A 23,371-nucleotide genomic window follows, 5' to 3' on the forward strand; every position below is an offset into this window, starting at 1 on the left:
TACGTCCCGCGGGAGCGGCGGGCACTAGTGGAGGAAGTGAATGGCTGATTATCGGGCACCGTCGCCATTGGCGCGTGAGGCTATGGCCTATGTTCTGGCTGGCGGACGCGGCACGCGTCTGATGGAACTGACCGACCGGCGCGCCAAGCCCGCCGTCTATTTTGGCGGCAAGTCGCGTATCATCGACTTCGCGCTCTCCAATGCCATCAATTCGGGCATTCGACGCATTTCTGTGGCGACGCAATATCAGGCGCACAGCCTCATTCGCCACCTGCAGCGCGGCTGGAACTTCCTGCGCACCGAGCGCAACGAAAGCTTCGACGTGCTGCCCGCGAGCCAGCGCGTCAAGGAAGACATGTGGTACGCCGGCACGGCCGACGCCGTGTATCAGAACATGGACATCATCGAGGATTACGGTCCGCGCTATATCGTGCTCCTGGCCGGCGACCACATCTACAAGATGGACTACGAAATCATGCTGCGGCAGCACGTCGATACGGGCGCCGACGTGACCATCGGCTGTCTCGAAGTGCCGCGCATGGAAGCGACGGGCTTTGGCGTGATGCATGTCGACGGGCGCGATCGCGTCGTCGATTTCGTCGAAAAGCCCAAAGATCCGCCGGGTATTCCGGACAAGCCGGATATGGCTTTGGCATCAATGGGCATCTATGTGTTCGAGACGCGTTTCCTCATGGAACAGCTCCGTCGCGACGCGGCGACCGAAGGGTCTAGCCGCGATTTCGGCAAGGACATCATCCCCTATATCGTCAAGAACGGCACGGCCTGGGCACACCGCTTCCCGCGCTCCTGCGTGCGCTCGAGCAACGAGACGGTCTCCTATTGGCGCGACGTGGGTACGGTCGATGCCTATTGGAAGGCCAATATCGATCTGACCGACATCAATCCCCAGCTCGATCTCTATGATCGCGACTGGCCGATCTGGACCTATGCCGAAATCACGCCGCCGGCCAAGTTCGTGCACGACTTCGACGGACGTCGCGGCTCCGCAGTCAATTCGCTGGTTTCGGGCGATTGCATCATTTCGGGCGGCCATCTGCAGCGCACGCTGATGTCTACGGGGTCGCGCGTGCATTCCTACTCGGCCCTCGATGAGGCCGTCGTGCTGCCCTATTGCGATATCGGGCAGAATGCGCGGCTGAGAAAGGTCGTCATTGACCGCGGCGTCAATATTCCGGCGGGTCTCGTCGTGGGCGAAGATCCGGAATTCGATGCCAAGTGGTTCCGCCGCACGGAAGAGGGCGTGACATTGATCACCCAGGCCATGGTCAACCGCTATCTGGCCGATCGATGATCGAAGTCCTTTCGGTCGCTTCCGAGGTCTATCCGCTCATCAAGACGGGTGGTCTTGCTGACGTCGCCGGCGCGTTGCCGGCGGCTCTGGCGCAAAACGGCGTTTCGATGCGAACATTGCTGCCCGGCTATCCGGCGGTGATGGCCAAGCTGGGCGCGGCGCGCGAGGTCCATCATTTCGATGACCTGTTCGGGGTCACGGGGCGGCTGCTGGCCGGGCGCGTCGATGGAATGGACCTGATCGTGCTCGATGCGCCGGTGCTCTATGACCGGCCGGGCAATCCGTATGTGGGGCCGGAAGGGTGGGACTGGCCGGACAATTGGAAGCGCTTTGCTGCCCTTTCGTGGGTCGCTTCCGAATTGGGCCTCGGGCTTGTCGAAGGCTATAAGCCGCAGGTCATTCATGCGCATGACTGGCAGGCGGGACTGGTACCGGCCTATGTCAAATATGGCCCGTCCTCGACGCTCAAGACCGTGATGACGGTCCACAATATGGCGTTTCAGGGCACCTATGGCTACGACATCTTCCCACAATTGCGCCTGCCGCAACATGCGTTCTCGGTCGAAGGCGTCGAATATTATGGCGGGGTCGGTTATCTGAAGGCCGGCGTCGAATGCGCCGATGTGGTGACCACCGTGTCGCCAACTTATGCCGCTGAAATCCGCACGCCAGCGTTTGGCATGGGGCTCGACGGGCTCCTCAACAATCGCTCGGAAACCGTGTTCGGTGTGCTCAACGGTATCGATATGGAGGCCTGGAATCCGGCGACGGATATGAGCCTCAAATCGACCTATACCGCCAATTCGCTGATGGGCCGCAATGCCAACAAGGCAGCGATCCAGGAGGCGTTTGGGCTTGAGCCGTCTTCGGGGCCGCTGTTCGCCGTTGTCAGCCGCCTGACCTGGCAGAAGGGGATCGACCTCCTCGTCAACACCATCGACCTTTTGGTCGAGGGGGGCGGGCAATTGGCGGTGCTGGGTTCGGGCGAGGCCGAGCTTGAGAATGCCGTGCGCGGGGCGGCGATGCGTCATCCCGGGCGCGTGGGTCTTGTGACCGGCTATAATGAGCAATTGAGCCATCTGGTGCAGGGCGGGGCGGATGTGATGGTCGTGCCGTCGCGGTTCGAGCCATGCGGGCTGACCCAGCTTTATGCACTGCGCTATGGCTGTATTCCGCTCGTCAGCCGCGTCGGCGGGCTCAATGATACCGTGATCGACGCCAATGTTGCCGCATTGCAGGCGGAAGTGGCGACGGGCGTGCAATTTGCGCCACCGAGCGAAGACGCCCTCGCCAATGCCATAAGGCGCACGCTGGCGCTCTTTGCGGATGATAAAACCTGGAAGAAAATGCAGAGACGCGGCATGAAATCGGATGTGAGCTGGGAAACCAGCGCCGCCCGCTATGCCGAACTCTATGCTTCGCTGATTGGACTGAAACGCGATGACACTGCAGACGATTAAGACCACGCCCTATGCCGACCAGAAGCCGGGGACCTCGGGCCTGCGCAAGCGCGTCACGGTCTATCAGCAGCCGAACTATGTCGAGAACTATATCCAGGCGATTTTCGACAGCCTCGAAGGCTTTGCCGGCCAGACCTTGGTGATCGGCGGCGACGGGCGCTATTACAACGATGTCGCCATCCAGAAGGCCATCCGCATTGCGGCGGCCAACGGGTTCGGCAAGGTGCTGGTCGGGCAGGGCGGTCTGCTTTCGACGCCGGCAGCCAGCCATGTCATCCGGCACTACAAGGCCTTTGGCGGGCTGGTGCTCTCGGCCAGCCACAATCCGGGCGGGCCGGAAGGCGATTTCGGCATCAAGTACAATATCGGCAATGGTGGACCGGCGCCCGAAAAGATCACCGATGCGGTGTTCGACCGCACCAAGGTGATCGACAGTTACAAGACGCTCGATACGCCCGATATCGATCTCGGGAAGATCGGCACGCAGCAGGTTGGCGACATGGTCGTGGAGGTGATCGATCCGGTCACGGACTATGCCGCGCTGATGGAGACGCTGTTCGATTTCGACGCGATCCGGGCGCTGTTCAAGTCTGGTTTCACCATGACGTTCGACGCCATGAATGCCGTGACCGGACCTTATGCCAAGGCGATTATCGAGGGCATTCTCGGGGCGCCTGCCGGGACAGTGATCAACGGCGTGCCGTCGCCGTCGTTCAACGACGGGCACCCCGATCCGAACCTTGTCTATTGCAAGGATATGTATGAGCTGCTGATGACCCCTGAGGGGCCGGACTTTGGCGCGGCCTCGGATGGTGATGGCGATCGCAACCTGATTATCGGCAAGAACCGCTTCGTGACGCCATCGGATTCGCTGGCTCTCCTGGCCGCGAATGCGCATCTGGCGCCGGGCTATAAGGGCGGGATCGCGGGCATTGCGCGCTCCATGCCCACGAGCGCAGCAGCCGATCGTGTCGCCGAAAAGCTCGGCATCGAAATGCACGAGACGCCGACGGGCTGGAAGTTCTTCGGTAACCTCCTCGATGCTGGTCGCGTGACGATCTGTGGCGAGGAAAGCGCCGGCACCGGCTCTGACCATGTGCGCGAGAAGGACGGTCTTTGGGCCGTGCTGCTCTGGCTCAACATTCTCGCTGTGCGCAAGCAGGGTGTCGACGAGATCGTGCGCGAGCATTGGGCGACCTATGGGCGCAACTATTACACGCGCCACGACTATGAAGAGGTCGATAGCGCCATCGCCAATGCGCTGGTCGATGATCTGCGCGGGCGGCTATCGAGCCTGCCCGGCCAGGTGATCGACGGGCTTGAAATCGCCTATGCCGACGACTTCACCTATCATGATCCGGTGGATGGTTCGACGAGCGCCAAGCAGGGCATTCGCATTGGCTTCAAGGATGGCTCGCGCATCGTGCTGCGCCTCTCGGGCACCGGTACGGTCGGGGCGACATTGCGTGTCTATCTCGAGCGATATGAACCAGCCGATGGCCAGCACAATCTGGACACGCAGGAGGCGCTGGCGCCGCTGATCGCGATCATCGAAAAGCTCGCCGGCATCCAGAAGCGCACCGGCCGCACCGAGCCCAGCGTGATCACCTGAGACCAGTTTGTTGAGCGAACCAACACTCGTTCCGGGCGCCGGGAGCATTGCAAAGCTCGGCGCCACCATTACCGAGAACGGCGTCAATTTCGCCGTTTACTCCGAAACGGCCAGCGCCATCTGGGTTTCGCTTTTTGACGAGCAGGACCAGGAAATCGCGCGGGTCGAACTTGACGTGCACCAGGACAATATTCGGGCTGGCCTGATTGCCGACATTGGCGCCGGAGCCCGCTATGGGTTGCGCGCGGATGGAAGGTATGACGAGGAGCAGGGGTTCTTCTTCGATCCGCAAAAGCTGCTGGTCGATCCCTATGCACGGCGGCTCGACCGGGTCTTTGTTCGTTCGCCGCGTCTGCGGTTGCGGCGTGAAGAGGCGGTGGATACGGCGCCGCTGATCCCCAAGGCGATCGTCGTGGGGGATGGCAATGAAAACGCCTCGCCACGCGGGAAGCCGCCGGGCCTTTTTTATGAGCTCAATGTTCGCGGCTTCTCCATGCGCCATCCGAGCGTGCAGGGGCCGCTGCGCGGCACGATCGCGGCGCTGACGACGCAACGCGTCATCGATCATTTCAAGTTTTTGGGCGTCGACACCTTGCAGTTGATGCCGGTAGCGGCCTGGATCGACGAAGGGCATCTGCCGGCCCTGGGGCTGACCAATGCCTGGGGCTATAACCCCGTGGCTTATTTCGCCATAGACCCGCGCCTCGCGCCGCGCGGGCCGCAGGAATTGCGCGTGATGACCGATCTCTATCGAGAAAACGGCATCTCGGTGATCCTCGACGTTGTCTATAATCACACCGGCGAAAGCGACGCCGAAGGGCCGATGCTGAGCATGATGGGGCTCGATGCGCAGACCTATTATCGCTTCGTTGAGGTCGATGGGAAGAAGGTGCTGGTCAACGATACCGGCACTGGCAATACGCTGCGGTGCGATCATCCGGCGGTGCAGCGGCTCGTCATCGAGAGCCTCCGCTATTGGGTGGAAGAACTTGGCGTTTCAGGCTTCCGCTTCGATCTCGCGACAATTTTGGGCCGCGATCCCGGTTTCAATCCTGATGCCGAAATGCTGCGGATGATCAAGGCCGATCCGGTATTGAGCCAGTGCATTCTTGTCGCCGAGCCGTGGGACCCCGGGCCGGGTGGCTATGGCTTGGGACAATTCGGGCCCGAATTCCAGGAGCATAACGACACGTTTCGCGACGAGGTGCGCTCATTCTGGAAGGGCGAGCCCTACAAGATCGGGGCGCTGGCGGGGAAGCTTTCTGGATCGGCAGAGGTTTTCAACAGGCCGGGCCGGAGCCCGAGCGACAGCGTCAATATGCTGGCGGTGCATGACGGTTTTACGCTGCGCGATCTCGTCAGCTACAATGACAAGCACAACGAGGCCAATGGCGAGAACAATCGCGACGGGCACGGCAACAACCATTCGTGGAATTGCGGCGTCGAGGGCGAAACCGAGGACGAGGGCATCAATGCCGCGCGGCGCCGCGATGTCAGAGCGCTGCTGGCGACGCTGTTCTTTTCGCGCGGAACACCGCTGATCCAGCAGGGCGACGAGCTTTATCGCACGCAGCAGGGCAACAATAACGCCTATGCGCAGGACAATGAGATCTCTTGGCTCGATTGGGACAATGCCGATGGGGCACTGGTGGATTTCGTCGCGGCTGTGAATGGTTTTCGCAGGGCGCATCCGGCGTTGAGCGTGGACGCGTTTTTTACCGGGCGGGACAACGGCGGCGGGCGCGATGTCGTTTGGCTGCATCCCGACGGGCGCGAGATGACCCAGGGCGACTGGAACGATGCCGGCGCCTCGGTGCTCGGCATGCACCTGCGCTATGAGGGTGACGAGGTGCTGGTGTGGTTCAACCGGCGGATCGATCCTGTGGAAGCCAGGCTGCCGGAGGGCGATTGGGCGCTGGGCATCCAGTCGGATCCGGGATTTGAGGTTTCGGTGTCCGAGAGCGTCGCGAAAGTTGGGCCCCGGTCGGTCGTGGCGCTGGTTCGGCCGTAACGACCGAGTTACGAAAGCTCAGGATGGGCCCCGGCGTTCGCCGGGTGACGATCTGGGGGTGGGGTGGCGGCTATTCGGCGGCCATGGCCTGGAAGCCGCCGTGCTTTTCGATGAAGCCAATGATCTGGTCGAGGCTTTCGCGGCGGAGGAGGTCGGTGAAGACGTACGGACGGCCTTCGCGGACTTTTTGGGTGTCGCTTTCCATCACCTCGAGGCTGGCGCCGACATGGGGCGCGAGGTCGGTGTGGGTGATGACCAGCAGGTCCGAGCGAGAGATGGCCGGGCCCCCCTTGCGCGGGATTTTTTCGCCCTGGGCGACCGAGATCACGTAGATGGTCAGGTCTGCCAGATCGGGCGAGAAGGTCGCGGCGAGATTGTCGCCGCCGCTTTCAATGAGAATGATGTCGAGATCGGGGAATTTGCGGTTGAGATCGTCGATCGCCGCGAGGTTGAGCGAGGCGTCTTCGCGGATAGCGGTGTGGGGGCAGCCGCCGGTTTCGACGCCGACGATACGGTCTTCGGAAATGGCTTGGACGCGGGCGAGGATCAGCGCGTCCTCGCGAGTGTAGATGTCATTGGTGACGACGGCCATGGAATAGCGATCGCGCATCGCCTTGAGCAGCATTTCGCACAGCGTCGTCTTGCCTGAGCCGACAGGGCCGCCGATGCCGATGCGAAGGGGACCGTTGAGGCTTTTGGTCATGAAATGCTCCGGGGTTCAGAGAAAGCGCAGGACGACGAGGGCGAGAAAGCCGAGCCCGATGGCGAGGCATAGCGGGGAATAGACGCGGCGGTCGTTGAGCCGGAAATTGGGTTCTGGCGTGAGCTCGGCCCACTTGGCGGTGTAGCCGAGAATGCCGCGGCCAAGGAAAACCACCGCGATAGCCAAGCCGCCGAGATTGAGCAGGGTGCCACCGGAATCGTGGTCGGCCAGCGCCAGGGCGTAGATCGCGGCGGCGGCCGTGGCGAGGGCGATGGAGAGCGAGGCGAGGCGCGGGGGCATGCGCTCGATATCGCGGAAGCCGACGACGGTCTGGGCCAGGAGCTTTTCGTTGCGGATCGGCCAGGTGCGCCCAATCGACCAGACGAAATGGGCGAGCGAAACCGTGAAAAGCGCAATGAACAGGAGGGACGCGATGAACATGTTCACGAGCGGAAAATCCTTGTGGGCAGCGTTTCGTGCTGCATCTGGGCGATATCGGCGCCATAGGCGACACTGCCGATTTCGTCCAGTGTGGCATGCTGGCACAGATCGGCGAGTTGGGCGATCTGTGGCTCAAGCGCAGCCATAATGGCAAGGCCATCTGTCTGGCCAATGGGCACGAGGCGGACGGCGACCGAGACCTGGCTATGCACGGTCGCGGTGAGATAGGCGACGAGTGTGTCGCGCAAAGCAATGGCATGCGCGCCGGCAAGGGCGCCGACGGAAATGGGATAAGGGCAGGGTTTTGGGAGGTCGAGCGGCGGGCCGACGGGCCATGCCGCTGCAGCAGTAACGAAGGCGTTGCCGGTCATCGTAGTTTCGGCGTGGCGTTCGCGGGCGGGGGTGAGCGCGAGGCAGAGATCGGCCAGATCGCGCAGGGTTTTGGGGTCGCGAGGAGCGCGGTGGGCATGGGCCATGAGGATGGCGTCGGTGCGGAGGGCACCGTGGAGGAGGGCGCCGCTGATCCAGTCTTGTGCCGTTATGCGATCATGCACCGCGCGGGAGACGATCGCGGTTTCGAGGCCGGCTGACCAGGCAAAGGCGCCGACCGGGAAGGCCGGCGAGAGCCATGTAAGAAGTTTCTGGAGATCGGCGCTCACGGTTTACCGCGCGAGCAAGGCATGGCCGGGTTCGGCATGATTATGGCTGTGATAGGCGCCATGTTCGGCAAAGAACGGTTCGGTGACGTCGGTCACCTTGGCGCCAAGGCCCTCGAGCATGCCCTTGAGCACGTGATCGCGCTTGATGAGAATGCGGTCGGCGTCGAGCTGGGCGGGGGTGTGGCGATTGCCGATATGCCAAGCGAGGCGCAGCAGATGAGCCGCGTCCTTGGCGGTCACGGCGTAGAGGATTTCTTTCGCAGCCAGCACTTCGATGATGCGGCCGTCTCCGAGTTCAAGGCCGCCTTGATGGTCAAGCGTCACGGAATTTGGGAAGTCGACCATGACTTCCGTGCCGTTCTTGCCCGTCAGCAGCTTGCGGCGCACCCGACGCTCGTCATGCGCCAGAGTGATCGTGTCGATGGGGGCGCCGCGGCCGTGATTGGCAGGAAGATGGGCGACGGCACGGTGCATGGACGGCTATCCTTGGAAATTACGGGGTGTTGCTGGCGGCAAGGCAGGTGGCGAGCGGCGGGGCGCCTTCTTCGGCCTGTAGATCGCTGAGTGTCGCGTCATCGCCCTTGGTCGACCACTCATAGGGGCCGGAAACATAGCGAGCGCCGGACGCGGATACGGTCGTTACGAAGACATGGACTTCGCCTTCGACCGGCACAAGCGCCAGGAAATTGGGCGCGGCGTTGATATATTGGACGCGAAAGCCTTCGCCATTGTCGCACTGATAGATGGCGACGGTGCGCTCGATGTCGCTGGCGCTTGAAAGGGTCAGGGTCATATCGGCGACCGCTGCAGGCGGTGCGACGGGCGCCGCGGCTGGTGCGGCTTCGGCCGGAGCTTCGGTCGCGTCCTGGGCCAGCAGCGGAGCGCTGCCGAGGCTGAGCAGGGCGACGGCGAGAATTGTGCGCGCTGAGATCATGGTCTTCCCTCCAATGATGTCGTGATGTCGAACCGTGTCGAACTCAAGCGCACAATCATGGTGTTCGGATGTTCTGGCAACGTCGATCAGGCCCGCTGGAGGAGAAATATCGCGCCAGGAATCGGCACTTCGCGCTCGAGGCGAATGGGCTGATCGCGCTCGGCAACGATGGTCAGGCCATGGCGGGCCGCGAGGTCGCGAATATAGGCGGCGCCATGGGCGAAACGGCCGCTGGAGCGGACGGCGATGCCGTCACCGTCATGGGTTTCAATGGAAAAGGCGATGTGGGCGCCGGGCGCAAGGCGTGGCAAGAGGGCCTGAAACAGCGGTTCGATGTCGCCGATATAAATGAACACGTCGGTCGCGACGACGAGGGCATAGGGGCCGGCGAGGTCTTCATTGGTAGCAAGAACCGTTGCGGCGTCGCCGACGACGAGATGGCGATAGAGGCCTCGCGCTTCGGCCTTCGCCACCATTTTTGGCGCGATGTCGATCCCGTCGATCGGGTGGGAGGACTGCGGCAGCGCTGCTCCCATGAGGCCGGTGCCGCAGCCGAGATCGAGGGTGGGGCCGGTTTGGACATTGTTCGTCGCCAGGAGATCGGCGATGGCCTGCGGCACGCGATATTCAAGTTTGTCAGTCAGGTGCTCATCGAAGGTTTCGGCGTAGGAATCGAAGAGTTCTGCGACATAGGTTTTGTCGGGCGCGCCCTCTTTGGAAAGCGCGGCCACCATATGGGCGGAATAGAGGTCTTTGGGCTGCAGTTTGACGGCGCGGGAGAAGCTCTTGAGCGCAGCGTCGCTTTGGCCGAGATCGAGCTGGGCCTGGGCGAGTTCGCGGAAAATACAGCCATCATTTGGATGCAGCGTCCGACCCTTGTTGAGAAGGTCGAGCGCGTCTTGCGGCTGCTTTAGCGCCAGCAGCGCCTGAGCCAGTGCGATATGGAGTTCGGCGGAACGGGGCTGCAGTGCAAGGGCCCGGCGGAAGCTGACGGCTGCGATCTCCGCCGCGCCTGTACGCATGGCAAGGCTCCCCATGAGCTTGTGCCCCTGCGGCAGGTCAGGCGCGACATTGACGAGCTCGGCGCTGAGCCGCGCGGCATCGGCAATCTTGCCCTGACGCTCAAGCTCCTCGCCCGTGGCCAGAAGCTCGGTCGCGCGGAGGGCGAGGATGGGGTTGCTGGGCAGGCCCTTGAGTGTGCCGGTCGGCTTCTTCATCAGAACAGGAAATATCGTTGCGCCATGGGCAGCACCGTAGCTGGTTCGCAGGTGAGAAGTACACCGTCGGCGCGTACTTCGTAGGTTTCGGGATGCACGTCGATATTGGGGGTGGCGGTGTTGAGTTTCATCGAAGCCTTGCCGATGCCGCCGCGGGTGTTTTGGACCGGCAGCAGGTCCTTGTCGACGCCGAGGCGGTTGCGGAGGCCGGCGTCGTGAGCAGCCTGCGATATGAAGGTGACTGAGGAGCGGCTAACCAGTTTGCCATAGGCGCCGAACATCGGGCGGTAGTGCATAGGCTGGGGCGTCGGGATCGAAGCGTTCGGATCGCCCATTGGTGCGGCAGCGATGGAGCCGCCGAGGATAACCATTTCGGGCTTTACGCCGAAGAAGGCGGGGTTCCAGAGGACGAGGTCGGCGCGCTTGCCGACTTCCACCGAGCCGATGTGCTGGCTGAGGCCGTGGGCGATGGCGGGGTTGATCGTGTATTTGGCGATGTAGCGGCGGACGCGATAATTGTCGTTGTCGCCAGTTTCCTCGGCTAGCTTGCCGCGCTGGCGCTTCATCTTGTCGGCGGTCTGCCAGGTGCGGATCAGCACTTCGCCAACGCGGCCCATGGCCTGGCTGTCGGAGGAGATGACCGAAAGGGCGCCCATATCGTGAAGAATGTCTTCGGCCGCGATGGTTTCCTTGCGGATGCGCGACTCGGCGAAGGCGACGTCCTCGGGGATCGACTGATCGAGGTGGTGGCAGACCATGAGCATGTCGAGATGCTCGGCGATGGTGTTGACCGTGTAGGGCCGCGTTGGATTGGTCGAAGAGGGAATGACGTTCGGGAGGCCCGCGACCTTAAGGATATCGGGGGCGTGGCCGCCGCCGGCGCCTTCGGTGTGGAAGGCATGGATGGTGCGGCCCTTGAAGGCACCGACCGTGTCCTCGACGAAACCGGATTCGTTGAGCGTGTCGGTGTGGATCATCACCTGCACGTCATATTCGTCAGCGACCGAAAGGCAGTTGTCGATGGCGGCGGGGGTGGTGCCCCAGTCTTCGTGCAGCTTGAGGGCCGAAGCGCCGGAGAGAATCATTTCGACGAGCGGGGCAGGGACTGAGGCATTGCCCTTGCCGGCCAGGGCCAGGTTCATCGGGAAAGCATCAAAACTTTCGATCATGCGCTCGACATGCCAGGCGCCGGTGCAGGTGGTGGCAAGCGTGCCATGGGCCGGGCCGGAGCCGCCGCCGAGCATGGTGGTAACGCCGGACATCAGCGCCTCTTCGATCTGCTGGGGGCAGATGAAGTGGATATGGGCGTCCATGCCCCCGGCGGTCAGGATCTTGCCTTCGCCAGCAATGGCTTCGGTCGAGGGGCCGATGATGATGTCGACGCCCGATTGCGTGTCGGGATTGCCAGCCTTGCCGATGCCGATAATGCGGCCATTCTTGAGGCCGATATCGGCCTTGAAGATGCCGGTATAGTCGACGACGAGGGCATTGGTGATGACGGTGTCGACAGCCCCCTCGGCGCGGGTGCGTTGGGACTGGCCCATGCCATCGCGGATCACCTTGCCGCCGCCGAATTTTACCTCTTCGCCGTATGTGGTGAAATCCTTTTCGACCTCGATAAAGAGTTCGGTATCGGCCAGGCGCAGCTTGTCTCCGGTGGTGGGGCCGTACATATCGGCATAGGTGGCGCGGGAAATACGGGCGGGCATGGCGGCTCCGGGATCAGGAGAAACGGGACGGCAACGGCAAAAGCGCCCGGCCAAGTTTGGCCGTGCGTCTAAGCTGCGTGAAAGCTATGGTTTTAGAGTCGGTTAGTGTGCGGTCTTGCGAGATTGAGTCTGGTAGACCGCGACCGAGCGATCGATGATGGCATCGAGAATTTTCTCGCCCTCGGCAATTTGCGTATCCGAGCGCATTGTCGCCGCGATCAGCGACATGGCGAGCGCCTGAATAGCATAGGCGTGCTTGGTCTTGTCCGCCTGATGGTATTCGTTGCCGCGCTTTTCGAAGATTTTCAGCAGGTCGTTGTAGACCTCTGATGTCATATTGGCTTTCGCAGTGACCCAATTTTGCTGCTGCAGGCTGGCGGCAATATCGGATGCCAGATGACCGATCATGGCCATGGCTTGGCCGTCCTCGCCGCCCGATGTCACGATGTCGCTGACGACCGCTGTAAAGCGCTGCTTGAATTCGGCATTGCGGGCGGCGTTGTCTTTGGTCTGGGCAGTCATGGTCATCCAGGCAAATGGCAGTGGAATTGGTGGTGTTTAAACCATCAATCGCTGCCGATTGCCACGGCGAAGACCGGAAAATGCCCAGACGACCGCGCATGATCAGAGCGCGCCCATGATCTTTTGGCGGAAGCCGAAAACTTGGCGGTCGCCCCCGATCGGGATGAGCCGCACTTCGCGGGCTTGGCCTGGTTCAAAACGCACCGCGGTGCCTGCTGCAATGTCGAGTCGCATGCCGCGGGTCTTTTCGCGATCAAAGCGGAGGCCGGCATTGGTTTCATAGAAGTGGTAATGCGAGCCGACCTGGATCGGCCGGTCACCGGTGTTCGCCACTTCGAGGGTCAGTTGCTCGAGCCCTGCATTGAGTTCGATCGTGCCTTGGGCGGTGATGATTTGTCCGGGGATCATGCCGACCTCACGCTGCAAAAGCGAGCCACAGGCCGCCGAGCGCGGTCGCTGCGCCAGCGATGCGACCTAGTGCCTTGCCACCGAAGCGGGAGAGCGAAAGGCCGGCCCCGATGCCGACGAGGTGCAGCACAACAGTGGCGATGACAAAGCCCAGCGCGAATTGCCAAGCGCCTGCTTCGCCGAGCTCGCCGCCATGAGCATGACCATGGAAGAAAGCGAAGAAGCCGACCATTGCCGCGACGCCTGCGGTCGGGACTGGGAGGGCGAGTGCCACAGCGATGCCGATGAAGATGACCGAGGCGAGAATGACGGGCTCGACGAAGGGTAGGGGCACGCCAGCAATGGCAGCGGCAAAGCCGACGGCCATGGTGCCGACGAAGGCTGCGGGAACAATCCATACCGCGCGGCCGCCCTGCATGGCGGCCCAGAGCCCGACGGCGACCATGGCAAGGATATGATCGAGGCCGAAGAGGGGGTGGCTGAAGCCGGCGGCGAAGGAGCCATGTTCGCCGGGGTCAAGATGAGCAAAGGCGGGCATGGTGGCGGCCGCCAGGATGGATAGAGCGATCAGCGCGCGCTTGAACATTTGTGCCTCTTCAGCGGATGGGTTGGTGAACGGTGACGAGCTTGGTGCCGTCTGGGAAAGTGGCTTCGACCTGGACGTCGTGGATCATCTCGGCAATGCCCTCCATGACCTGGGCGCGGGTGATGACATGGGCGCCGGCTTCCATCAGCTCGGATACAGCGCGGCCATCGCGGGCGCCTTCGACGACGAAATCGGTAATCAGCGCGATGGCCTCGGGGTGATTGAGTTTGACGCCGCGTTCGAGCCGCTTGCGCGCGACGATCGCGGCCATGGCGATGAGCAGCTTGTCTTTTTCGCGAGGGGTCAGGTTCATCGGCCGTTTTCCTAAAGGTGCCAGAGACGCGGCAAATCGCCAGCGCCGGTCAATTCGAGCAGAGTTGGTACAATAAGGCGGCGCAAGGCAAGCCCAGTTGGCGCCATGGCGCGGATGACGAGACGTTCGCCATTGGCGCTGGCCGCGATCATGTCTTTTCCGGTGTGCTGAAGGCGAAGGCGGTCAAATACGATGTTGGCCATATCCGCATTGGTGGCCACATGGAGAATGGAGGCGAACGCTCGGCTGCCGTGCAGCAGGGACAAACCATCGCGCTCGCTGCCATCGCCCGTCAGGCGCGTTGCCTCGGCATGGAGCAGGCGGTCTCCGCGATAGATGCGCCAATTGTCGGAGAACATGGCATCGCGGGCTTCCTCGCCCATGGCATCGCGGCCGAGAAGGACCGCCTCGATCGCCGTGAGCGTCGCGGCAGGTTCGAGCGTGATGTCGAGCGTACGGCTCAGTTTGCTGCCAGCGAACAGTATTGTCTCTTGCGGCAGCCAATCGAGATGAGCGCCCGCGCCCACGTGGAGTTTGGCTCGGACAAGCGCCGTATCTCCGGTCGAGCGATAGCTGCGTTCGCAGGCCTGAGTGGTGACAACCAGCTTGCCGCCGGCCGAAACTTCGGCGGACCAGTCAATTTGGTCTCCGCCAGTAATACCGCCCGCTGTATTTATCAGCACGGCTTCGAGTGCTTGGGAGTGCGTATGAGGCAGACGTATCTTGCCGCAGCCTTCTTGGAAAAGCGTATCGAGGCAAGTCTTGCCGTCGCGCTGTTTGGTTTTAATGCGCCCAATGCCCCGCGCTCGTTGCATGAGCGAGGTTGGACGAACTGCCTCTAAATTTGGCTTTACGGCGAAATTCATTGCAACGATCTGGCCTCAGCCCCGTTATTCAGGGGAGCAAGCGCTCTTTCATAAAGAATTTTCAAGAGGGTTATAAATGATCAAGTCCGCTCTTTCTGTTCTCGCTCTTACCGTTGCTTTCTCTGGCGCTGCTTTTGCCCAGGGCATGATGATCAATGGCGTCGCTGTTTCCGAAGCAGACCAGCCGGCCGTCCAGCAGCGTTGTGACCAGCTTGCAAACGCTTCGTCCACTGAATCGCTCGCCCCAACGACTGAAGACGGTGAAGTAACCGGTGGTATGGGTGCTGACACCAATGGCGCATCCAGCACGACTGCTGGCGATACTGCCGCCGCCAACACTCCGGCTGTGAGCGAAACTGCCAACGCCACGACCACGATCGACCTCGACACCATCTCGCTGGAAGCTTGCACCGCTGGCGGCTTCACCAAGTAAAAGTTCGCTCATCAGCGTCTTTCGGGCACCTGACTTCGGTCAGGTGCCTTTTTGTTTATACCATCAAGTGTTTGCGCACGTCCGGCCTATCGAGATCGCTCGCCGGGCCTTTGTGCATGATTTCACCGCGGTCCATGACGTAGATGTCGTCGGAGATCTCGCGGCAGAAATCGAGGAATTGTTCGACCAAGAGAATGGTCATACCCTTTTCATCGCGGAGAAACTGCAGGGCGCGGCTGATGTCCTTGATGATCGAGGGCTGAATGCCTTCGGTTGGTTCATCCAAAACCAGAACTTTGGGTCGGGTAACCAGGGCGCGGCCTATTGCAAGCTGCTGCTGCTGACCACCCGAGAGATCGCCGCCCCGTCGCCCAAGCATGGATTTCAGGACCGGGAACAGCTCGAAGATGTAGTCGGGAATGTTTCTGTCGCTGCGGGCGAGGCCGGCATAACCGGTTTCAAGGTTTTCCTTCACTGTCAGCAGCGGGAAAATTTCGCGCCCCTGTGGCACGTAGCCAATGCCCATGCGGGCGCGCTTGTAGGGTGGCGTTTTTTTGAGCACGTCGCTGCCGAAAGTTATGGCGCCCGACGAGATGTGGTTGATGCCAGTGATGGCGCGAAGGGTCGAGGACTTGCCGACGCCGTTGCGGCCAAGGACAGCGGTGATCTTGCCGGGCTGGCAGTCGATGGAGACGCCCTTGAGCGCCTGCGCTGCGCCGTAGTGAAGATTTATAGTCGAGATCGAGAGAGCCGCGGTCATCGTCCAAGGTACCTTTCGATCACAACGGGATTGGCGCTGACCTGGTCGAGTGTCCCCTCAGCCAGAACGGCCCCTTCGGCGAGACAGACCACGCGCGAACCGAGCTCGCGCACGAAGCTCATGTCGTGTTCGACGACGACCACCGATCTGGTTTGGGCGATTTCGCGTAGCAGTTTCGCGGTCTCCTCGGTTTCGCTGTCGGTCATGCCGGCGACGGGTTCGTCGACGAGCAGCAGCTTCGGATCTTGTGCAAGCAACATGCCAATTTCTAGCCATTGCTTCTGGCCATGGCTGAGATTGGCCGCAAACTCGTCTTTGCGGTGGAGCAGGCGGACGGTTTCGAGGATTTCGGAGATACGGGCGACGTCCTCATCGCTGGCGGTGTAAAACAACGTCGCAAAGATGCCGCGTGGTTTTCTCAGCGCCATTTCAAGATTGTCCCACACCGTGTGGCTCTCGAAGACAGTGGGCTTTTGGAATTTCCGGCCGATGCCGAGATTGGCAATCGCGGCTTCGTCTAGCTTGGTGAGGTCCGTGCGACCATCGAACATCACATCGCCAGCATCAGGACGCGTCTTGCCAGTGATGATGTCCATCATCGTCGTCTTGCCCGCCCCGTTGGGGCCGATGATGGCCAGCATTTCGGTGGGGTGGACGATGATCGAGAGATTGTTGATGGCTTTGAACCCGTCGAAGGCAACCGAGACGCCGTCGAGATAGAGCATCGTGTCTTGGGCTTTGCTCATGGCTTACTCCGCCGGCCGGGGTTGGGGATTGTCGAAAGTCGACGGGTCTTCGCCGCGCTCGATATCAGCGGATTGCGCCGGGGTCGGTGCAGTCGGCTCGGCCTTCTGTCGATTGCCGAAGATCTGCTTCCAGAGTCCGACGATCCCCTTGGGCAGGAAGAGCGTGACGAAGATGAAAAGGGCGCCGAGGGCGAAGAGCCAGAATTCGGGCAGGGCGCTGGTGAACCAGGATTTGCCAAGGTTGACAACGATGGCCCCGATGATCGGGCCGATCAGCGTGCCGCGACCACCGACGGCAGTCCAGATGACCACTTCGATGGAATTGCCGGGCTCGAATTCGCCGGGATTGATGATGCCGACCTGCGGTACATAGAGGGCGCCGGCAATGCCGGCCATGATGGCCGAGACCGTGAAGGCGAAGAGTTTTACGTATTCGACGCGGTAGCCGATGAAGCGGGTGCGGCTTTCGGCGTCGCGCACGGCGACCATAACCTTGCCGAGTTTGGAATTGACGATCATCGAGCAGACAAGGACCGAAAGCGCGAGAGCTATGGCCGTGGCGGCAAAAAGCGCGACACGAGTGCTCTGGGCCTGAACTGGGGCGCCGAGAATGTCCTTGAAGTCGGTCAGGCCGTTATTGCCGCCAAAGCCCATGTCGTTACGGAAGAAGGCGAGGAGCAGCGCGAAGGTCATCGCCTGGGTGATGATCGAGAGATAGACGCCGGTCACGCGGCTGCGGAAGGCGAAGAAGCCGAAGATAAAGGCGAGGAGGCCTGGGACCACGATGACCATGGCCATGGCGAACCAGAAATTATCAAAGCCGAGCCAGTACCAGGGCAATTCCTTCCAATTGAGGAAGACCATGAAGTCTGGGAGCGTCGGATTGCCATAGACGCCCCGGGTGCCGATCTGGCGCATGAGATACATGCCCATCGCATAGCCGCCGAGCGCGAAGAAGGCGCTGTGGCCAAGCGAGAGAATACCGCAATAGCCCCAGACGAGATCGAGCGCGAGCGCCAGAATGGCGTAGCTGAGATACTTGCCGAGAAGGGAAACGAGATAGGTCGGGACGTGGCCGAATTGGCCGGGCGGGATCAGAAGGTTGGCCATGGGCACGAAAATCGCCACGGCGAGCAAGATGCCGATAACCCAGATGGCCTTTTTATCGAGGGCGCGGAACAGGGCTTGGGTCAGCATTTTTTTGTACCTTTCATCTGGGCCATTCGAGCGTAGCTCTCATGGCCTTCGCCCCTAAAATCGCTCCACCGGAGCGATTTTGCCTTACCGGCCGGGTCGAAGCCCCTCATCCGGCGCTGCGCGCCACCTTCTCCCCGAGAGGGAGAAGAATAAGAGGGGAGCACCATTCCTGTCCCACTCGGGGAGAGGGTGGATCGGGCGAAGCCCGAGACAGGTGAGGGGGCTTTAGAACTCATTGCTCGATCGCCCTTCCCTTGAGGGCAAACAGCCCTCTTGGGCGCCGCTGGATGAAGAGGATGATCAGCACGAGGATCAGGATTTTGCCGAGCACCGCGCCGGCATAGGGTTCGAGGAATTTGTTGGCGACGCCGAGCGTCAGCGCGCCGACAAAGGTGCCCCAGAGATTGCCCACGCCGCCGAAGACCACGACCATGAAGCTATCGATGATGTAGTTCTGGCCGAGATTGGGCGAGATGTTATCGATCTGGGTGAGCGCGACACCGGCGAGGCCGGCGATGCCTGAGCCGAGGCCAAAGGTCATGGCATCGACAAAGGGGGTACGGATGCCCATGGCCGAGGCCATGCGGCGGTTCTGGGTGACGGCGCGCATCTGAAGGCCGAGCGGCGTGCGGTTGAGGATCAGCAGCAGCATGAAAAAGACGATAAGAGCGAAGATGACGATCCAGAAGCGGTTGTAGGTGATGGCGAGACCGAAGAAATCGGTGGAGCCGGACATCCAGGTCGGGGCGATGACCATCTGGTTGGTCGGCCCGAAAATCGAGCGCACGGTCTGCTGCAGGATCAGCGACAGGCCCCAGGTGGCGAGGAGCGTTTCGAGCGGGCGGCCGTACAGCCAGCGGATGATGCCGCGCTCGATGCCGACGCCGATGGCGCCGGTGACGAGGAAGGCGACGGGCAGGGCGATGAGGAGGGAATAATCGAGCAGGCCCGGGAAATTCTGGCGGATGACGAGTTGCACTAGGAAGGTGGTGTAGGCGCCAAGCATGACCATTTCGCCATGGGCCATGTTGATGACGCCCATGACGCCGAAGGTGATGGCGAGGCCGATGGCAGCGAGAAGTAGGACCGAGCCAAGCGAGACGCCGAACCAGACATTTTGCAGCGCGGCCCAGACAGCGCGGCTCTGTTCGAGGCCGGCAATGGCGGATTGGATGGTGGGCTTGACCTCATCGGGCGCGCTGGCGAGGGCGCTGGTGAGGACGGTGATGGCACCGCGGCCGGCGCCGGCGACAATCTGCGGCACGGCGGCCTGTTTTTCTTCGATTGACGCGTCTTCGCTCGATAGGACGGTGATGGCGCGCGCGGTCTGCATGACGCCGAGCACATTGGCATCGGTCTCGGCGGCAATGGCCTCATCGAGAAGCGGCAGCGCGGCCGGATCGGGATTGGCGAGGAACCCCTGCGCCGCGGAGAGACGGGTGCGCGGATTGTCGCTCATCAGCGTCATGCCACCGAGAGCCGCGGAAATATCGCGCCTGAGGCCGTTGTTGACGCGAATGCGTGAGAGGTCGGCATCGGCGCCGAGGTCCACCGCTTCGCCAGTGAGAGGATCGGTGATGGCGGAGCCGGTCTGGATGACGACGCGGCCGGAGGTTTCGTCGAGATAAAGGTTGCCGTCGCCGAGAGCGGTGAGGACGGGGACAACGGCGGGGTCGCCGGTTGCTGCGAGGTCAGTCACGATCTGGGTAAGTTCGCGCAAATTGGCTTCGCCCATGGCAGCGATGCGGGCGGGAATATCGGTGGTCTGGGCCTGTGCCAAAGTGGAAATGAGAAGCGACAGGGTGAGTAGCGCCAGGCGGAGAAGTTGAGTCAGCATCGCTTGGGAAGTCCTTGTCGCGGTTTAGGAAGTTGAGGGGGTGGTGTATGCCGCCACCCCCTCCCAGCCTCCCCCATCTAGGGGGAGGTGCAGATTTGTGATTGGGGCTAGATCATGCCCACGTCACCAGCCCTACACCTCCCCCTTTGATGGGGGAGGATGGGAGGGTGTGACCCCTTTACTGCGCTGGCGTGCCGCCGCAGGTTTTGGTTTCGGTGTTGTAGTTGCCGCAGTTGATGGGGGCGGTCCAATCGGCTTCCAGCATCTTGGATTCCGGCAGGTAGTCGGACCAGGCGTCACCGGCGACGAGGTCGTCGGTCTGCCAGACCACGAAGAACTGGCCGTCGTCCTGGATTTCACCAATCAGCACGGGCTTGGTGATGTGGTGGTTCGGGAGCATCTTGGCCATGCCACCGGTCAGGTTCGGCGTTTCGAGGCCGACGATGTTCTCGATCACGGCGTCGGCGTCGGTGGACTTGGCCTTTTCGACAGCAGCAACCCAGAGGTTGAAGCCGATCATGTGGGCTTCCATCGGGTCGTTTGTGACGCGGGTGTCGGAGCCGATGAACTTGTGCCAATCGGCGATGAACTTTTCATTTTCGGGCGTATCGACCGACATGAAGTAGTTCCAGGCGGCGAGGTGACCCACGAGCGGGGTGGTGTCGAAGCCGGAGAGTTCTTCTTCGCCAACCGAGAAGGCGACGACGGGGATGTCCTCAGCCTTGATACCCTGGTTGCCCAGTTCGCGATAGAACGGCACGTTGGCATCGCCATTGATGGTCGAGACAACGGCGGTCTTCTTGCCTTCCGAACCAAAGGCCTTGATGTCGGAGACGATGGTCTGCCAATCGGAATGACCGAAGGGCGTGTAGTTGATCATGATGTCTTCTTTAGCGACGCCCTTATCGAGCAGGTACTGCTCAAGGATCTTGTTGGTCGTCTGCGGATAGACATAGTCGGTGCCGGCGAGGACCCAGCGCTTCACCGAGCCGCCATCTTCGCTCATCAGGTAATCGACGGCCGGGATGGCCTGCTGGTTCGGGGAGGCGCCGGTGTAGAACACGTTGCGCTGGGATTCTTCGCCTTCGTACTGTACGGGGTAGAAGAGCAGCGAGTTGAGTTCTTCAAAAACGGGCAGAACGGACTTGCGGCAGACCGAGGTCCAGCAGCCAAAAACCACGTCGACATCGTCGACTTCGATCAGCTGGCGAGCGAGTTCGGCGGCCAGCGGCCAATCCGAAGCGATATCGACCACGACCGGCTCAAGCTGCTTGCCGAGAACGCCGCCCTTGGCATTTTGCTGTTCGATGAGGAACAGCATGGTGTCCTTAAGGGTGGTTTCGGAAATCGCCATCGTGCCCGAGAGCGAGTGAAGAATACCGACCTTGATGGTGTCGTCCTGCGCCTGGGCAGGCACCATTGGCATTGTGAGGCTGCCGGCAAGTGCCGCAGCGAGCAAGGCGCTTTTGGCGCGCGAGAAATTCATGTGTTCGTCCCTCTAGTTTCGTTGAGCCCCAGGAGACAGCCAAGGGAGGCGCCTCGATGGGGTCAACTGAGACGATTTCGGCTTCGCGCCCTATACGTCGATTGACGTAACTGCCGGCCCGGGCACCGCGGGGCGGTGGAAAACCACTTTGATCAAACGATGTAGCATGGCTGTCATATGAGACCTTTATGGGCGGGCCGCGAAACCTAACTCAGTGAGGCCGTTCATGATTTCTCTCAAAACCCTGACATGCTCCAGCGCGCTGGGGCTGCTGCTGGCCACGGGCGCCGTGGCCCAGGATGCGCCAGCGCGGCCGACAGGTCTCGGCTTTGAAGACACAGCGCCGACCGCTGAGAACGTCCCCGCCTATATCGAATTCGGCGCCACCAACCAGCGCGGCGACGCTTGCATGGCGACGGTCGATACCAATGCGGGCGTGCGGCTGCTGTCGGGCTTTCTGAAGGTCTGGGAACCGTCGACGCTGCTCGTCGATGCGGGCATTGAGGCCGAGGCAAATGGCGATTGCCCGGCGATCGTGAAGAGCGATTGGGACGGGACCCCGGGTTCGGCGACCGATGGCAAAGTCGTCGATCAGGCCGTGCATGATCACAATATGGACTATGTAGTGCAGGTGACGGCGTCGCGCAGCGCCCAGCAGGCGATCGGTGCCTATCTCGATGACCGCCGCGGCAAGAATATCAGCATGCTCGATGGTCTCGGCCCGCTGGCCGATGCCTGGAAGAACGGCGCGCATCAGTTCACGACGATCACCCAGGTGCAGCCGGACGCGACAAGCGTCAAATATGACGACCACGGTAATAATCGCGGCCTCGGCAGCGTCGGCGACGAAGAAGCAGAGATCGATGCCAATGAAGATCTTGGCCTCGCGGTCGATTTCATCAATGCGATGAGCGCCGATGGTTCGACCGAACCGGCAAAGCGCTTTTACAAGTATGGCCGTCCGTGGCGTTGGGACAGCGACGTGTTCGTCGTGCCTGCTCTCGAACCAGCCAAGAGCGGTTCGGCTGGGACGGATGGTGGTTTCCCGAGTGGGCACACGGCTGAAGCCTGGCGCGATGGCCTGGCCATGGCCTATCTCGTGCCGGAGCGTTTCCAGGAAATACTGACGCGGTCCGTGGAGATGGGCGATAGCCGTATCATCGCCGGCATGCATTCCCCGCTCGACGTGATCGGCGGTCGTATGCTGGGGACGGCGACTGTCGTCTATAATCTCAACCGCGCCGAAAATGACGAGCTCAAGGTCAGCGCTCGCGTACAGGCATTGGCTTGGTTGCAGCGTCAGACGGGTACGGAAACGGAGGCCGAGCTCTATACGGCCGCTCACGCCTGGCCGCTGACCGAGGATCGGTTTGCGGACGCCGAGCTGAACGTCGCCTATGTCGCGCCGCGCCAGTCCTATGGTTTTGAGGCTGTGGCTTCAGACACCGGAACCAAGGATGTCGTGCCGGCCGGTGCCGAGGTTGTCCTCGAAACGCGCCAGCCGTATCTCACGGCCGAACAGCGCCGCGTGGTCATCAAGTCGACGCTGCTGCCGGCCGTTTTCCCGGTGATGGATGATGCCGAGGGCTTTGGCCGTCTCGACTATATCCGTGCGGCTGATGGCTATGGTGCCTTCGATGGGGATGTTACAGTTACCATGGATGCGAGCCTTGGTGGCTTCAATGCCCGTGACACCTGGCGGAATGATATCGTTGGTGCAGGCATGCTGACCAAGGCCGGGAGCGGCGCGCTTACACTTGCGGGTGACAACGGCTTTACCGGTGGTGTTGTCGTCGAGGGCGGTGAACTCGTCGCGGCGAGCCGTTCGGCCCTTGGTGCCGGCGATGTTTATGTCGCGGGCGGCACGCTTACGGTTGGTATTAAGGGTGTCGACATAGGTGGCGATCTGACTGTGCTCGACGATGCCGGTTTGGCGATCCGTGGCGTTGCGGGTGAGACGGCTGCGGTGGCTGTCGAGGGGAACGTGACGATGCTCGGCGGAACGCTCGACATCACGCTTCCTGAATCGGCAGAAGGCGTTACGCTCGTTTCTGCAAGCGCTATCCAAGGCACTTTCGACGAAGTCCGTCTCAACGGTGCGGCTGTCGAAGTGACCTATAGCGCGGATGCGATCTCGCTTGCTGCTCAGTAAACCTAGC

23 protein-coding genes are annotated in these 23,371 nt (G+C 61.6%); 6 read left to right on the forward strand and 17 right to left on the reverse strand.

The genetic code is table 11. The features are described 5' to 3' along the window. Window positions 1-40: 40 nt before the first annotated feature. Genes glgC through glgX form a run of 4 tightly spaced genes read left to right on the forward strand, consistent with a single transcriptional unit; the run spans window position 41 to window position 6,395 of the window. Complete coding sequence (gene glgC / locus DevBK_RS02975; protein ID WP_061910869.1) at window positions 41-1,312, forward strand: glucose-1-phosphate adenylyltransferase; 1,272 nt, start codon at window positions 41-43, stop codon at window positions 1,310-1,312. After that, window positions 1,312-2,772, forward strand: a complete 1,461-nt coding sequence (gene glgA / locus DevBK_RS02980; RefSeq protein ID WP_317185582.1) for a glycogen synthase GlgA — start codon at window positions 1,312-1,314, stop codon at window positions 2,770-2,772. Before glgC ends, glgA begins: the two co-directional genes overlap by 1 nt. After that, window positions 2,753-4,384 (forward strand): alpha-D-glucose phosphate-specific phosphoglucomutase, encoded by a 1,632-nt coding sequence (locus tag DevBK_RS02985; RefSeq protein WP_317184412.1) that lies wholly within the window; start codon window positions 2,753-2,755, stop codon window positions 4,382-4,384. Before glgA ends, DevBK_RS02985 begins: the two co-directional genes overlap by 20 nt. Before the next feature lie 10 nt (window positions 4,385-4,394). After that, complete coding sequence (glgX, locus tag DevBK_RS02990; RefSeq protein ID WP_317184413.1) at window positions 4,395-6,395, forward strand: glycogen debranching protein GlgX; 2,001 nt, start codon at window positions 4,395-4,397, stop codon at window positions 6,393-6,395. A 70-nt stretch (window positions 6,396-6,465) separates the two neighbouring features. On the opposite strand, the gene ureG is transcribed toward glgX, so the two are convergent. The 12 genes from ureG to DevBK_RS03050 all read right to left on the reverse strand — a co-directional run bounded on the left by ureG (window position 6,466) and on the right by DevBK_RS03050 (window position 14,570). Then, window positions 6,466-7,098: an urease accessory protein UreG gene (gene ureG, locus DevBK_RS02995; protein WP_317184414.1), complete on the reverse strand. Its 633-nt coding sequence runs from the start codon at window positions 7,096-7,098 to the stop codon at window positions 6,466-6,468. 15 nt (window positions 7,099-7,113) lie between these two features. After that, the gene (locus tag DevBK_RS03000; protein ID WP_061910877.1) at window positions 7,114-7,539 is read right to left on the reverse strand and encodes a DUF3995 domain-containing protein; all 426 of its coding nucleotides are present in this window, start codon (window positions 7,537-7,539) and stop codon (window positions 7,114-7,116) included. Between the two features lie 2 nt (window positions 7,540-7,541). After that, the gene (locus DevBK_RS03005; RefSeq protein WP_317184415.1) at window positions 7,542-8,198 is read right to left on the reverse strand and encodes an urease accessory protein UreF; all 657 of its coding nucleotides are present in this window, start codon (window positions 8,196-8,198) and stop codon (window positions 7,542-7,544) included. 3 nt (window positions 8,199-8,201) lie between these two features. Continuing rightward, on the reverse strand, window positions 8,202-8,672 hold the full coding sequence (locus tag DevBK_RS03010) for an urease accessory protein UreE (protein WP_061910882.1): 471 nt from the start codon (window positions 8,670-8,672) through the stop codon (window positions 8,202-8,204). 19 nt (window positions 8,673-8,691) lie between these two features. Further along, window positions 8,692-9,132 carry an MliC family protein gene (locus DevBK_RS03015; protein ID WP_317184416.1) on the reverse strand — a complete coding sequence of 147 codons (441 nt, stop codon included), beginning with the start codon at window positions 9,130-9,132 and terminating at the stop codon, window positions 8,692-8,694. Between the two features lie 86 nt (window positions 9,133-9,218). After that, on the reverse strand, window positions 9,219-10,349 hold the full coding sequence (locus DevBK_RS03020) for a methyltransferase domain-containing protein (RefSeq protein WP_317184417.1): 1,131 nt from the start codon (window positions 10,347-10,349) through the stop codon (window positions 9,219-9,221). Beyond that, window positions 10,349-12,058, reverse strand: a complete 1,710-nt coding sequence (ureC, locus tag DevBK_RS03025; protein WP_317184418.1) for an urease subunit alpha — start codon at window positions 12,056-12,058, stop codon at window positions 10,349-10,351. Before ureC ends, DevBK_RS03020 begins: the two co-directional genes overlap by 1 nt. A 102-nt stretch (window positions 12,059-12,160) precedes the next feature. After that, entirely contained in the window at window positions 12,161-12,580 is a 420-nt protein-coding gene (locus DevBK_RS03030) for a hypothetical protein (protein ID WP_156352232.1), read from the reverse strand. 102 nt (window positions 12,581-12,682) lie between these two features. Then, the gene (locus DevBK_RS03035; protein WP_062631722.1) at window positions 12,683-12,988 is read right to left on the reverse strand and encodes an urease subunit beta; all 306 of its coding nucleotides are present in this window, start codon (window positions 12,986-12,988) and stop codon (window positions 12,683-12,685) included. Window positions 12,989-12,995: 7 nt separating this feature from the next. Further along, window positions 12,996-13,574: a HupE/UreJ family protein gene (locus DevBK_RS03040; protein WP_062631723.1), complete on the reverse strand. Its 579-nt coding sequence runs from the start codon at window positions 13,572-13,574 to the stop codon at window positions 12,996-12,998. Window positions 13,575-13,584: 10 nt separating this feature from the next. Then, window positions 13,585-13,887 carry an urease subunit gamma gene (locus DevBK_RS03045; RefSeq protein ID WP_061910895.1) on the reverse strand — a complete coding sequence of 101 codons (303 nt, stop codon included), beginning with the start codon at window positions 13,885-13,887 and terminating at the stop codon, window positions 13,585-13,587. A gap of 11 nt (window positions 13,888-13,898) precedes the next feature. Beyond that, a complete protein-coding gene (locus tag DevBK_RS03050) occupies window positions 13,899-14,570 on the reverse strand; it encodes an urease accessory protein UreD (protein ID WP_317184419.1) in 672 nt (223 codons plus the stop codon). 259 nt (window positions 14,571-14,829) lie between these two features. On the opposite strand from DevBK_RS03050, the gene DevBK_RS03055 reads away from it, so the two are divergent. Continuing rightward, window positions 14,830-15,186 (forward strand): hypothetical protein, encoded by a 357-nt coding sequence (locus DevBK_RS03055; RefSeq protein WP_062631725.1) that lies wholly within the window; start codon window positions 14,830-14,832, stop codon window positions 15,184-15,186. Window positions 15,187-15,241: 55 nt separating this feature from the next. Here the strand turns inward: DevBK_RS03055 and urtE are convergent, their stop codons facing one another. From urtE to urtA, 5 genes are all read right to left on the reverse strand, one after another. Next, window positions 15,242-15,946 carry an urea ABC transporter ATP-binding subunit UrtE gene (urtE, locus tag DevBK_RS03060; protein ID WP_317184420.1) on the reverse strand — a complete coding sequence of 235 codons (705 nt, stop codon included), beginning with the start codon at window positions 15,944-15,946 and terminating at the stop codon, window positions 15,242-15,244. Then, complete coding sequence (gene urtD / locus DevBK_RS03065) at window positions 15,943-16,692, reverse strand: urea ABC transporter ATP-binding protein UrtD (protein ID WP_317184421.1); 750 nt, start codon at window positions 16,690-16,692, stop codon at window positions 15,943-15,945. The genes urtE and urtD overlap by 4 nt, the downstream gene beginning before the upstream one ends. A 3-nt stretch (window positions 16,693-16,695) precedes the next feature. After that, on the reverse strand, window positions 16,696-17,889 hold the full coding sequence (gene urtC, locus DevBK_RS03070) for an urea ABC transporter permease subunit UrtC (protein WP_317184422.1): 1,194 nt from the start codon (window positions 17,887-17,889) through the stop codon (window positions 16,696-16,698). Between the two features lie 232 nt (window positions 17,890-18,121). Then, window positions 18,122-19,726 carry an urea ABC transporter permease subunit UrtB gene (gene urtB, locus DevBK_RS03075; protein WP_317184423.1) on the reverse strand — a complete coding sequence of 535 codons (1,605 nt, stop codon included), beginning with the start codon at window positions 19,724-19,726 and terminating at the stop codon, window positions 18,122-18,124. Window positions 19,727-19,904: 178 nt separating this feature from the next. Further along, window positions 19,905-21,212, reverse strand: a complete 1,308-nt coding sequence (gene urtA, locus DevBK_RS03080; protein ID WP_410494030.1) for an urea ABC transporter substrate-binding protein — start codon at window positions 21,210-21,212, stop codon at window positions 19,905-19,907. Between the two features lie 226 nt (window positions 21,213-21,438). Between urtA and DevBK_RS03085 the strand changes: the two genes are divergently transcribed. Further along, complete coding sequence (locus tag DevBK_RS03085; RefSeq protein ID WP_317184424.1) at window positions 21,439-23,364, forward strand: acid phosphatase; 1,926 nt, start codon at window positions 21,439-21,441, stop codon at window positions 23,362-23,364. Window positions 23,365-23,371: the final 7 nt, after the last annotated feature.

This window comes from Devosia sp. BK (assembly GCF_032907385.1).
In the GTDB taxonomy this organism is placed as follows: Bacteria; Pseudomonadota; Alphaproteobacteria; order Rhizobiales; family Devosiaceae; genus Devosia.